The 12,671-nt window shown below is 66.0% G+C and carries 11 protein-coding genes and 1 pseudogene; 4 read left to right on the forward strand and 8 right to left on the reverse strand.

What is annotated here, in order from left to right; all coding sequences use genetic code 11:
* Nucleotides 1-2: 2 nt before the first annotated feature.
* A complete protein-coding gene (bioB, locus tag SAJA_RS10320; protein ID WP_123658596.1) occupies nucleotides 3-1,046 on the reverse strand; it encodes a biotin synthase BioB in 1,044 nt (347 codons plus the stop codon).
* A gap of 61 nt (nucleotides 1,047-1,107) precedes the next feature.
* Here bioB and SAJA_RS10325 point away from each other — a divergent pair, with 61 nt between their 5' ends.
* On the forward strand, nucleotides 1,108-1,818 hold the full coding sequence (locus tag SAJA_RS10325) for a ComF family protein (protein WP_123658597.1): 711 nt from the start codon (nucleotides 1,108-1,110) through the stop codon (nucleotides 1,816-1,818).
* Nucleotides 1,819-1,846: 28 nt separating this feature from the next.
* Here SAJA_RS10325 and SAJA_RS10330 read toward each other — a convergent pair whose 3' ends face one another.
* From SAJA_RS10330 to SAJA_RS10360, 7 genes are all read right to left on the reverse strand, one after another.
* Entirely contained in the window at nucleotides 1,847-3,808 is a 1,962-nt protein-coding gene (locus tag SAJA_RS10330; RefSeq protein WP_123658598.1) for a CASTOR/POLLUX-related putative ion channel, read from the reverse strand.
* Nucleotides 3,809-3,864: 56 nt separating this feature from the next.
* A complete protein-coding gene (gene recG, locus SAJA_RS10335; protein ID WP_123658599.1) occupies nucleotides 3,865-5,994 on the reverse strand; it encodes an ATP-dependent DNA helicase RecG in 2,130 nt (709 codons plus the stop codon).
* On the reverse strand, nucleotides 5,972-6,361 hold the full coding sequence (locus SAJA_RS10340; protein WP_123658600.1) for a RidA family protein: 390 nt from the start codon (nucleotides 6,359-6,361) through the stop codon (nucleotides 5,972-5,974). Before SAJA_RS10340 ends, recG begins: the two co-directional genes overlap by 23 nt.
* A 77-nt stretch (nucleotides 6,362-6,438) precedes the next feature.
* Nucleotides 6,439-8,598 carry a RelA/SpoT family protein gene (locus SAJA_RS10345; protein WP_123658601.1) on the reverse strand — a complete coding sequence of 720 codons (2,160 nt, stop codon included), beginning with the start codon at nucleotides 8,596-8,598 and terminating at the stop codon, nucleotides 6,439-6,441.
* A gap of 511 nt (nucleotides 8,599-9,109) precedes the next feature.
* Complete coding sequence (rpoZ, locus tag SAJA_RS10350) at nucleotides 9,110-9,421, reverse strand: DNA-directed RNA polymerase subunit omega (RefSeq protein WP_123658602.1); 312 nt, start codon at nucleotides 9,419-9,421, stop codon at nucleotides 9,110-9,112.
* A gap of 65 nt (nucleotides 9,422-9,486) precedes the next feature.
* Nucleotides 9,487-10,089: a guanylate kinase gene (gmk, locus tag SAJA_RS10355; protein WP_123658603.1), complete on the reverse strand. Its 603-nt coding sequence runs from the start codon at nucleotides 10,087-10,089 to the stop codon at nucleotides 9,487-9,489.
* Between the two features lie 5 nt (nucleotides 10,090-10,094).
* Nucleotides 10,095-10,958, reverse strand: coding sequence for a YicC/YloC family endoribonuclease (locus SAJA_RS10360; RefSeq protein WP_123658604.1), 864 nt, complete (start codon nucleotides 10,956-10,958; stop codon nucleotides 10,095-10,097).
* A 141-nt stretch (nucleotides 10,959-11,099) separates the two neighbouring features.
* Between SAJA_RS10360 and rph the strand changes: the two genes are divergently transcribed.
* From rph to SAJA_RS10375, 3 genes and pseudogenes are all read left to right on the forward strand, one after another.
* The gene (gene rph, locus SAJA_RS10365; protein ID WP_123658605.1) at nucleotides 11,100-11,828 is read left to right on the forward strand and encodes a ribonuclease PH; all 729 of its coding nucleotides are present in this window, start codon (nucleotides 11,100-11,102) and stop codon (nucleotides 11,826-11,828) included.
* A complete protein-coding gene (gene rdgB / locus SAJA_RS10370) occupies nucleotides 11,825-12,424 on the forward strand; it encodes an RdgB/HAM1 family non-canonical purine NTP pyrophosphatase (protein WP_123658606.1) in 600 nt (199 codons plus the stop codon). Before rph ends, rdgB begins: the two co-directional genes overlap by 4 nt.
* A gap of 58 nt (nucleotides 12,425-12,482) precedes the next feature.
* A pseudogene (locus SAJA_RS10375) lies at nucleotides 12,483-12,671 on the forward strand (radical SAM family heme chaperone HemW); the annotation flags it as partial.

Raw genomic sequence — 12,671 nt, forward strand, 5'->3', positions numbered from 1 at the left:
GTTTACGCCCGGGCCGTGGCGGCCTGCGGGGCATGTGCCGGATCCGGCGCCACGCCCGGCTCGATATCGCTGTATTTGGGCGTGTTCTCGGGCCGCATGCCCAGGCGGTCCAGAAGCGCCAGGTCGGCCTGATGCGCGGGGTTATCCGTGGTCAACAGCTCGTCGCCGTAGAAGATCGAGTTTACGCCGGCCAGAAAACACAGGGTCTGTGTGGCTTCGGACATCGCCTCGCGCCCGGCGGCCAGGCGTACATAAGAGGCCGGCATCATGATCTTGGCCACGGCGATCGTGCGCACGAAATCGATCTCGTCGATCGGATCCGTGCCGGCCAGCGGCGTCCCCTCGACCTGCACCAGATTGTTGATCGGCACGCTTTGCGGGTGCTCGGGCAGCGTGGCCAGCTGGCGCAGCATTTCCGCGCGATCAATCGGCGCCTCGCCCATACCCACGATGCCGCCACAGCAGACTTTCAGGCCGGCATCGCGCACGTGGCCCAGCGTATCCAGGCGGTCCTGGTAGGTGCGCGTGGAGATGATCTTGTCGTAGTACTCGGGCGAGGTATCCAGGTTGTGGTTGTAGTAATCCAGACCGGCATCGGCCAGGGCCTTGGCCTGGCGCTCTTTCAACATGCCGAGCGTCACACAGGTTTCCAGGCCCTGGGCCTTGACCGCCTCGACCATCTCGATGACGGCGGCCAGATCACGATCCTTGGGCGAGCGCCAGGCCGCGCCCATGCAAAAGCGCGTGGCACCGGCCGCCTTGGCCCGCTTGGCCGCATCCACCACATGGTCCTTGGGCAACAGCGCCTCGCGCTCCAGGCCGGTGTCGAAACGCACGCTCTGCGGGCAGTAGGCACAGTCTTCCGGGCAGGCCCCGGTCTTGATCGAGAGCAGCGTTGACAACTGCACGTCGCGCGCATCGAAGTGAGCCCGGTGTGCGGTCTGGGCCTGCAACATCAAGTCCGGCAAGGGCAACGCAAACAGTGCGTTGATCTCGTCCAGTGTCCAGTCGTGGCGTACGGTGCCGGCGGCGCGGGTCTCGGTCATGGCAGGATGCAGTCGTCGTTTGAACCGCAGACTTTAATCCGGCCAGCCCCGGCGTCAACCCGTGACATCCTCGCTCATTGACAAGTGGTTAAAAACTGATCGCAGGATCGCCTGGCCGCGCGCCTGTGCCCTGTGTGCGGACACCGTGGCCGACGACCGCGGTATCTGCGACGGCTGTCGTGGTGATCTGGCCTGGCTTACGCACAGCTGTGTGTATTGCGCGCTGGCGCTGGCGCCAGACACGGCCACCACGGTTTGTCGTCACTGTCAGCGCTCGCCGGCCTTTGATCGGGCGCTGGCGGCCTGTCACTACGACGAGGCCATGGCCTGGCTGGTGGGATCGCTCAAGTTTCGCGGGCGTATCGCCCATGCGCGCGTGCTGGCCCGGCTGCTGGCCGAGCGCGTTGGCGCTGCGGATTGGCCGGGCTGCGATCTGTTGTTGCCCGTGCCCTTGCATGCGGCCAGTTTTCGACGCCGCGGGTTCAACCAGGCCGAGCGTATCGCCCATCACCTGGGGGCCCGGCTCGGTGTGCCGGTCGCCGGGCATGGCCTGCGGCGCCTGCGGGCCACCCAACGTCAAAGCACCCTGTCGGTGGCCGCGCGCGCAGCCAACGTGCGCGGGGCCTTCACCTGCGACCGGGATCTGACCGGCTGTCGGGTCGCGATCGTGGACGACGTCATCACCACGACCCGTACCGCACGCGCCGTGGCCGAGGTGGTGCGGGCCGCCGGTGCCACGCATGTGATGTGCCTGGCACCGGCGCGGGCGTAGTCAACGGCGCGCCTCACGATATTGATACTCAGGCCGAGGCCGGTTCCGAGACGATCACGACCAGTCGGTCGGCCGCGGTGAGCCGGCGCTTGGCACCGCGATCGATCGGGTTCAGATCGGCCTGCCAGCCGCGCGACGAGTCGTGCAGCGTGCCCAGCAGAATCTCGCCCGCGGCGGCAGCGCGTGCGGCCAGTTCGTCGAAGCTGGCCTCGTAGTCGGAGGCGCCGGGGGCCACGGCCGGGCGCATGGCCACCTCGGCGCCGTGTGCGCCGAAGATATCCTCGATCACCCAATGCAGCTCGCGCCGCAGGGCCACCTGAGTGAGCAGGTTGGACTGAATCACCGGCGAGACCAGGCACTCGGCCTGTGGGTCCTCGAACAGCGATACGTTGTCTTCATCCATTGTCTCGACGATGAGCGTGGGCTTGGCCCCGACCGCCGAAAGCGCGCGCTTGACCACCAGATCGGAGAGCAACAGGCGCGCGTCAGCCGCCTCGGCCGAACCCAGCCAGTCGCTGGCCACGAGAATGACGGTGTCGTAGGCCACCAGATCCAGGCGCGAGAGCTGGGCATAAGAGGTGACCACGAACTCGTGGTGCGTCAACGCCAAATGCTGGATATCGATGCCGCGCTGGGCCAGCAGCGCCTCGCGCTCGGCGATCGGCAACAGCGAACAGACATCGATTGTGGTGTGCTCGCCGGTCAGCGAATCGAATTCCTTGAGCAGGGACGGCAGCTTCTGGTTCCAGCCCAGCACCAGCACGCGACGCGACCGGATCGTGGCATGCGGCGCCGCCACGGGCGCCGAATCGCGCGCGGCCAGGCGGGCCGGCTCGCCCGCGGGCTCACAGTCGTCATAGCCACGGGCGATGAGCGCCAGGCGGTCACCGGCCTCGACCACGAGATCATCATCGTCATACAAGGCAAAGAAGCGCCCGCCACGAGCCACGCCGATCAGAATCGCCGTGGGATAACAGCCGGCCAGCATGGATAGCGGCTGGCCGATCTGGGCGCTGGTCGGTTCGGGCACGAACAGCCGATTGGCATCGGCCTGGTCGTGGCCGGCCAACAATTCGTTATAAACCTCAGCCAGACCCGGATAGCGAGTGTTCTGAACGATCAGGCGCGCGATGATTTCGGCCGTGCCGATGATCTCGGCCGGGCCGGGGTAAGCCTGGCGCGCGGTTTCCAGCAGATCGGCATCGAAGATTTCGGCCACGATCAAGGGCAGATCGGCCGGCTCAACGTCGTCGCTGGCCGAGGCCGCGCTCATCAGGGTCTTGATGGTGCGCTCGTCCGGCGCCCCGCCGGCATCGAACTCGGCGGCCGGCAGCACGATGGCACCAGCGTGGGCATAGTCGACGCGCTTGAGGTGCTCGGTGCGTAGCGCGCTGCCCGAGCGCAGGATGATCTGGCGGCGCCGATAACGCCGGCCCAGCACGTCGCGCAGCTCGGCGGTCAAGGCCGGCGAGACCTTCTGGGCCAGCACCACGACAGTCAACCGCTTGGCTCCGCGGGCCCGCAGGAACCGGGCCACCCGGCCTTCGGCCACCAGCAGCTGCTCGACCATTTCGGCCGTGCGGTTGTTCCAGCCCAGAATCAGCAGATGATCGTTCTTGGCGATCGGCGTATAGCCGGCCTCCAGAGTCTCGATAGTGTCATCCAGCCACTGGGTCATGGTCGCAATCAGCGCGCCCACGAACAGCACCACGCCCAGTACCGTCAGCGTGGTCGATATGGTGCGTAGCCATACCCCTTCATCATCGCCCAGATAGCCGGAATCGGTCAGGCGCAGAAAGGCCCACCACATCGCAGCCCCGCGATCGCCGTAGTCGGCCCGCGGCAATACGGCATAAGCGATCAAGCCCGCCACCACGGCGATCAACACCATCGCAAGGGCAATCACGATCAAGCGCGAAAGCGTGCCCCGCACGATGAACTGTTCGAGCTGGAAACGGACCAGCTCAATGCCGCGACGAAGAAATTTCATGGGCCGAATATTCTTAAATGACAGGCTCGAGCTTAACCCGGGCCCGACAGCAACGCTTAGACTTGGGCGTAATTCTCTGCCGCACTTGTCCAGCGCGTGATGAGCGCATCGGCCTCGCGTGGGTGATAGGCCAGTACGTCATCGGCCACGGCGAGTGCGGCCTCGGCCAGATCGGCGTCGCGCACCAGATCGGCGATACGAAACGTCGCGGCCCCGGTCTGGCGCGTGCCCAGCACTTCGCCCGGCCCGCGCAGATCGAGATCGGCCCGGGCGATGGCGAACCCGTCGTTGGTGCCCCGCAACGCCGACAGGCGCGACCGCGCGGTATCGGATAACGGCGCCTTGTAGAGCAGCACACAGTGGCTGGCCACCGAGCCGCGCCCAACGCGCCCGCGCAACTGGTGCAGCTGGGCCAGGCCCAGGCGCTCGGCGTTTTCGATGATCATGAGCGAGGCATTGGGCACGTCCACGCCGACCTCGATGACGGTTGTGGCCACCAGCACATCGATATCCCCGGCCTTGAAGGCATTCATGGCCTTGGCTTTCTCCGCGGCCTTCATGCGCCCGTGTACCAATGAAACCCGCACGCCCAGCAACGCATCGGCCAGGGCCTCGGCGGCAGCCTCGGCGGCCTGGGCCTCGAGTTTCTCCGAGGCCTCGATCAGCGTACAGACCCAATACACCTGGCGCCCGTCGGCCACGGCCTGGCCGATCCGGGCGATCACCTCATCGCGACGGGTGTTGGGGATCGCCACGGTCTTGATCGGGGTACGCCCGGGCGGCAGCTCGTCGATCACCGAGGTATCCAGATCGGCATAGGCCGACATGGCCAAGGTGCGCGGGATCGGCGTGGCGGTCATGATCAGCTGATGTGCCGTGGTGGCCGCCCGTCCTTTCTTGGCGGCCTTGTTACGCAGCGCCAGACGTTGATCCACGCCGAAGCGATGCTGTTCGTCGATGACGGCCAGGCCCAGCGCGCCGAAGACCACCGATGCCTGAAACAACGCATGGGTGCCCACGATCACACCGGGCCGGCCGGCCTCGATCGCCTCGCGGGCGGCCTCGTCGTGTTTCTTCTTGCCGGTAAGCAGCCAGACCGGCACGTCCAGGGGCGCCAGCCAGCCGGTCAGCGCGGCGTGATGCTGCTCGGCCAGCAGCTCGGTGGGCGCCATGAACGCGCCCTGCCAGGCATTATCCACGGCCGTGAGCAGCGCCGCGGCGGCCACCACGGTCTTGCCCGAGCCCACGTCGCCCTGCACCAGACGCAGCATGGGAGCAGCGGCCGACATATCGGCCAGAATCTCGCCGATCACACGGCGCTGGGCACCGGTGGGCGAAAACCCCAGGCCCTCGAACAACGGCGCCAGGCCACGCCCGGCATCACGCATGGCCGGCGCCTTGTCGGCACGGATCTGGCGTCGGCGGGCCCGCAGGCCCAGCTGATGGCCCAGCAGCTCCTCGAAGGCCAGGCGCCGACAAGCCGGATCATTGCCTTCGATAAGCGCGGCCAGATCGGCATCCACCGGCGGGCGATGGATCCGCTCGACGGCCTGACGCGCGGTCATGGCCAATGCCGGCCCGCTCAAGTCACGCGGCAGGATTTCGGGCCAGAAATCATCGCGTGCCATCAGGGCCAGCGTCTGATCGGCCATGTCACGCAGGCGGGCCTGGGTCACGCCCGACGCGGTGGGATAGATCGCCAGCAGCTGCGGGGTGATCGCATGGCCGGCGGCCGCGTCCGCGACCACCTCGATCTCGGGGTGGACCATTTCCAGCTGGTAGCCGGCCATGCGCGGCTCGCCGAACACTCGCAGCCAGGCCCCGGGTGCCAGCCGTGCCTGCTGACCCGAGCCGAAATGAAAGAACCGCAGGCCCAACCAGGCGCTGCCGTCCGAGGCCGAGACCATCAGACTGCGACGCCGGCCCATGCGCACCTCGGCATGCTCGACGCGCACGACCACCAGCGCCGGCGTCTGTGGCAACAACTCGGCCAGCGGGGTGATGCGCGTGCGGTCTTCATAGCGGCTCGGGCGATGCAGTAATACATCGCCAACCGCATGAATACCCAGCCCGGCCAGACGTTCAGCAACCTTGGGCCCCACGCCGGACAGCCGGCGTACCGGCGCGTCCGCCGTCAAGCCGGGCGCCGCTGACGCCACCGCTTCAGTCGACGACGAGGATGGCATCGGCCTCGACGGCTGCGTTCTTGGGCAGGGCGGCCACGCCGATCGCGGCGCGCGACGGATAAGGCGCATCAAAACGCGCGGCCATGACCTCGTTGACGACGCCGAACTGGGCCATGTCGGTCAGGTACAGGCCGACCCGCACCGCGTGCTGCGGCCCGGCACCGGCGGCCTTGGCCACGACCATGAGGTTATCGAAGACCTGCTCGACCTGAGCCTTGAAATCGCCTTCGACCAGCTCGCCGGTGGCCGGATCCAGCGGAATCTGGCCGGAAATATACACCGTGTCACCGACCTTCACGGCCTGAGAATACGGGCCGATCGCCGAGGGGGCAGCATCGGAATGGATGATCTCGCGCGTGCTCGTCATACGGGCTCCGGGACTTGAAAGACACTGTATTTTTACACACCCGCTCAGCGTCGTCTCGTCCGTAACCGCATCGGGTTTCAGCTGCGCTCGATGCTCTCGACCTCGGGGATCCGGCGCACGCGGCGGATCACGTTGGCCAGGTGGTGTCGGTCACGCACGCCGATCAGGAACCGGATGGTCAGCAATGCCCCGCCCCGCTCCGGGAAATTGACGTTCTCGATATTGGCATCGGCGTCAGCAAAACGGGCCGACAGGCTGGCCAGCAGACCGCGCTTGTTGGCCGCGGTCACGCGCAGCTCGACTTCGTACTCGCCGGCCACGTGCGCGTCCCAGGTCAGCTCCACGCGGTCGTTGGAGGCCGTGCGCCGCGCGGAATAGGCACAGCCGGTGCGATGCACCACCAGCCCGCGCCCCACGCTGGCCTGGCCGTGGATGGCATCGCCGGGCACCGGGTGACAGCACTTGGCGAACTCCACGACCAGCCCTTCCGTGCCCTGCACGGCCAAGGGCTTGGCCCGCTTGCCCGAGGCCACGGGGGTATCCCCGCTCAGGAAATGCCGGGAAACGAGCGGGGCCAGGCGTCGCCCGAGACCAATGGCCGAATACAGCGCCGGCAGGCTGGCCTCGTCCATCTCGGCCAGGCCACGATCGATATCGGCTCTCGAGAGTCGGCGCAGCGACAGGCCCAGATCGGCCAGTGATTTCTCAAGCAGCCGCTCGCCCAGCTCCTGGGCCTTGTCGTCACGCTGGTGTTTCAGATAGTTGCGCACGCCGGCCCGGGCCTTGCCGGTCTTCAAGAAATGCAGCCAGGCCGCGTTCGGCCGAGCGTGCTTGGCGGTGATGATCTCGACCGTCTGACCGGATTCGAGCTTGTTGTTCAGCGGCGCCAGATGGCCGTCGACGCGCGCGGCCACACAGCGATTGCCCAGCTCGGTATGCACGGCATAGGCGAAATCGACACAGGTCGCGCCCTTGGACAGACGAATGATCTTGCCCTTGGGCGTGAAGACATAGACCTCGTCGGGAAACAGGTCCATGCGCAGGGAATCGACGAAGTTGACCGAGTCGCGCTCGTCCTCGTGCAGATCGGCCAGATGGCCCAACCATTCCTCGGCGTCCAGCGTGCCCAGCCGGCCGGCCGACTCGCCCAGTTTGTACTGCCAGTGGGCGGCGATACCGGCCTCGGCGATCTGGTCCATCTCGCGGGTGCGGATCTGGACCTCGAACTTGATACCGCCCCGTGCCATGACCGTGGTATGCAGCGACTGATAGCCGTTCAACTTCGGGTTGGCGATGTAGTCGTTGAACTGGTCGGAGATCGGCCGGTAGCGATGATGCACGATGCCCAGCACGCGATAGCACTCGTCCACGGAGCCCACGATGATGCGCACGCCGTAGAGATCGAAAACATCGAGAAAACGTCGATGTTTTTCGCGCATCTTGCGATAGATGCTGTAGAGATTCTTGCGCCGGCCGCGCACGGCCGCGGTCAGCCCTTCGGCGGCGACCGAACGCGACAGGGTTTCCTCGATCTCGCGCAGCAGGCTGCGCCGGTCGCCGGCAATCGAGCGGCTGGCCTTGAGCAACACCTCGTAGCGCCGCGGATAGAGATTGGCAAAGCCTTTCTCCTCCAGCTCGGTGCGCATGCTGTTGATCCCCAGGCGCCGGGCGATCGGCGCGTAGATCTCCAGCGTTTCACGGGCGATCTGGGCGCGCTTGCGCGGGTTCTGGCCATCCAGCGTTCGCATGTTGTGCATGCGATCGGCCAGCTTGACCAGAATCACGCGGATATCGCGCGTCATGGCCAGCATCAGCTTGCGAAACGATTCGGCGCTGGCCTCCTGACGACTATGGAACTGGGCCTTGTCGAGCTTGGACACCCCCTCGACCAGATGCGCGACCTCGGTGCCGAACCGCCGGGCAACCTCGTCGTAGGCCGAATCCGTGTCCTCGATCACGTCATGCAGGATCGCGGCCATGAGCGTGGTCGCATCCAGGCGCATCTCGGCCAGAATACGAGCGACAGCCAGCGGGTGATAGATATACGGCTCGCCGGTCTTTCGGAACTGGCCGCGATGCTGTTTCTCGCCGTAGGCATGCGCGGCGCGCACCTGCACGATGCCCGGCGCGGGCATATAACCCTCCAGGTGCTCGGCCAGCGCGTCGATACCGTACTCACGCGAAATACGCGACGTGCGGATCTTGCTCTGCAGACGGGTCAGGCCACCGATTTCCATAGCATCGAGACTACTGTGTATTGGGCCAGCCGGCGAGCACCGGGCTTCGTTGCTTTATTCATCCGCGAATGAACGCCAATAAACACGAATGAATACAGACGATCATCCGCAGATTACGCAGATTTCACAGATTGAAAGACAGATTGGTTGCGCTTCGAGTCATGAGCCGAGTTCGACGAACCAAGAGCCGGCCGCCCTGAAAATCAATCCGCATCATCAGCGTCGAGCGAGCATCGGGCTTCGTTACTTGGCCCGTCCGCAAATAAACGCAAATAAACGCGAATGAATACGGACAGATTAATTGAACCTTGAGTCATGAATCGAGTTCGACGACTCGAGAGCCGGCTGCTCGGTAAGTCAATCTGCGTCATCTGCGTAATCTGCGGATTGTCTTGCTTTTCATTGGCGTGCATTCGCGGACCGTCCAGAAGAACGCGCCCGCCAACCCGCCAGGCACAAAAAAGCCGCGAGCGTGTCGCGGCTTTTTGCTGGCCGGCGTCGAGCGCCCTGCCTATTCGTCGCTATCAGCGGCCGGTTTTTTCTTGACCTCGTCGGCGACGAAGTCGTCCTCGCTGGGCTCGGCCGGACGCGGGGCCTCCATGCTGGAGGACACCGGCGGCAGCTCGGGCTCGTCCAGGATGTCTTTCGAGATCAGGCCTTCGGCGATCTCGCGCAGCGCCATGACGGAGGGCTTGTCATCTTCCCATTCGAGCTGCGACACCGCGCCACGCGCAAGCTGTCGGGCCCGCTTGGAAGCAATGGCCGCCAGTTCGAACTTATTGGTTACATGATCGAGACAATCTTCGACGGTCACACGCGCCATGGCGTTCTACCTCACTAAATCCAGCGCAATCCGACAGTATAGCCGCGTGATGCGCGCCTGGCCAGTCATGCAGAGCGCGCCGTGCCCTCGAAGATCGCCTGCAGCTCGGCCAGCGCATGCTCGAACGCGTCGTTGACGATCTGATGATCATAATCGCCGGCCCGCGCCATTTCATCGTCGGCCTCGGCCAGACGCTTGGTGATCGCGGCCTCGTCATCCGAGGCCCGTGAGCGCAGGCGCCGCTCCAGCTCTTGCCGAGACGGCGGGCTGATGAAGATGGTGACGGCATCCGGGGCGCGCGCACGAACCTGCTCGGCGCCCTGCCAGTCGATATCCAGGATCACATCCTGACCGGCCGCCAGCCAGCGTTCGGTTTCGGCCTTCGACGTGCCGTAATAGCGATCAAAGACGCGTGCATGCTCCAGAAACGCTGCGTCGGCGATCATCTGCTTGAAGCCGTTCATGCTCACGAAGTGATAATCCACCCCGTCGCGCTCGCCCTCGCGCGGGTCTCGCGTGGTGTAGGACACCGAAAACCGGGCGGTTCGGCCCTTGGCGGCCAGGCGCTCGATCAGCGCGCGCGTCAGACTGGTCTTGCCGCCGCCCGAGGGGGCAGAGATGACATAGAGCTGGCCCGGGGCGGGTGGCTGGTTTTTCTTGTCGGACACGGTGTTCACTCGACGTTCTGTACCTGTTCGCGCATCTGTTCGATGAGCACTTTCATCTCCACCGCGTGGGCGGTCACCGCGCTGTCGGCGGATTTCGAGCCGATGGTGTTGGCCTCGCGGTTGAATTCCTGCATCAGGAAATCCAGGCGCCGCCCGACCGGCTCGGCGCGTTGCAGGGCATCGGCCAGGGCCGCGACGTGGGCGCCCAGCCGATCGACCTCTTCGGCGATGTCCATGCGCTGGGCGGCCATGACCAGCTCGGTTTCCAGCCGGGTCTCGTCGGCGCTGATCGCCAGCTCGGCCAGGCGCGTGCGCCATTTATCGGCCAGCTCGTCGCGCACGGCCGGCACCCGCTCGGCCACGCCCTGGGCATGTTCGGCGATCGTCTGGCTACGGGTGAGCAGCATCTCGGCAATACGCTGGCCTTCGGCTGCGCGCATGTCGCACAGCTGGTCGAGTGCCGCGTCCAGGCCGGCCAGTGCGGCGGACTGTAGCTGATCGGCATCGGTCTCGACGGATTGCTGCACGCCGGGGTAATCCAGCAGTGCCATGGCGTCCGGGGCACGACAGTCGATGACCTGGCCACGCACGCGCTCCAGCGCTTCGGCCAGGGCCGCCAGACGTGTCTCGTCGATGGCGATGCCCTGCGCCGGCTCGGCCAGCGACAGACGAGCGCTGATCTCGACCTTGCCGCGACCGATGCGTTCACCGACACGCTCGCGGATTGCGCCCTCGACGGCCCGCAGCGGTTCGGGCAGGCGGGTGCTGGTCTCCAGGTAGCGATGATTGACGCTTTTGAGTTCCCAGGTCAGCTCGCCCCAGGGGCCACGAATCTCGTGGCGGGCGAAGCCGGTCATGCTGCGGATCATGTCTCAGGCCCTTGATCACGTGACGGCCGGGCGATGGGGCCCGGGCGCTGTCGAAGGCGAGGCAGTATGGCATAGAACATGCGGGCACACGCTCGGTGCGCTGATACAATCCGGGGCCGTTTTCAAACCCCTTGTCTGCTCATGTCCCAACGCCCCAGCGGTCGTGCCCCGGCCGATCTGCGCCCTGTCTCGATCGAACGTCATTTCACCAAACACGCGGCCGGCTCGGTGCTCGTGTCGTTCGGCGATACGCGGGTGATCTGCACGGCCAGCGTTGAAGAGCGGGTGCCGCCGTGGCTGCGCGGCAAGGACTCGGGCTGGCTGACGGCCGAATACGGCATGCTGCCCGGGGCCACCGGCTCACGCAACGGGCGCGAGGCCGCCCGTGGTAAGCAAGGCGGGCGTACCGTCGAGATCCAGCGTCTAATCGGGCGCAGCCTGCGCGCGGTGATGGATCTGAAAGGCCTGGGCCCGCGTTCGGTGACCATCGATTGTGACGTGATACAGGCCGACGGCGGCACCCGCACGGCCTCGATCACCGGCGGTTACGTGGCGCTCGTGGATGCCATGAACAAGCTGGTGGCCGACGGCAAGGTCAAGGCCAACCCGCTGCACGGCCAGCTGGCCGCGGTGTCGGTAGGCATCTATAACGGCGAGCCGGTGCTGGATCTGGACTATGCCGAGGACAGCCAGGCCGAAACCGACATGAACGTGGTGATGAACGAGGCCGGCGGTTTCATCGAGATTCAGGGCACCGCCGAGGGCCATGCCTTCTCGCGCCAAGAGCTCGACGGCCTGCTGGGCCACGCCGAGAAAGGCATCGGCGAGCTGATCGAGATGCAGCGGGCCGCGCTGGCCGACGAATCATGAGCGGGCAATGGGTCGTGGCCTCGGGTAATGCCGGCAAGATCGCCGAGCTGGCGGCCCTGCTGGCCGGGCTCGATATCGAGCCGGTCTCTCAGGCCGAGTTCGACGTGGGGGATGCCGACGAAACCGGCATCGCCTTCGTCGACAACGCCTTGATCAAGGCCCGTCATGCGGCCAACGCCACGGGCCTGCCGGCGATCGCCGACGACTCAGGCCTGGCGGTGGATTATCTGGCCGGCGCGCCGGGTATTTTCTCGGCCCGCTACGCCGGCACGCACGGTGATGACGCCGCCAACAACGCCAAGCTTTTGTCCGAGCTGGACGGCGTGGATCGCGAGGCGCGCGGCGCGTCTTTTCATTGCTGCCTGGTGGCACTTCGTTCGCCGGCCGATCCGGCGCCGATCATCGCGCACGGCATCTGGCGCGGCGAGATTCTGACCGCGCCGCACGGCGCCCACGGTTTTGGCTATGACCCGCTGTTCTGGGTCGTGCGCGAAAACGCCACGGCCGCCGAAATGACGGCCAGTCGCAAGAACATGATCAGCCATCGCGGCCTGGCCATGGCCCGGCTGCTCGACGAGCTGCGTGCCCGCGGCTGATCGCACGCCGGGCGCGTCGGCGCGGGCCGGTCAAGGAGCCGACCGCACGGCCGCGGGCCTGGCGGTGTACGTGCATTTGCCCTGGTGTGTGGTCAAATGCCCGTACTGTGATTTCAACTCGCACCGTGCACCGGACGTGTTGCCGGAGCGCGCCTATGTTGACGCGCTGCTCGCCGATTGGCGGGCCAGCATCGGCGATGAAGACCGCGCGATCACCAGCGTGTTCATCGGCGGTGGCACGCCGAGC

This window comes from Salinisphaera japonica YTM-1 (assembly GCF_003788585.1).
Classification (GTDB): domain Bacteria; phylum Pseudomonadota; class Gammaproteobacteria; order Nevskiales; family Salinisphaeraceae; genus Salinisphaera; species Salinisphaera japonica.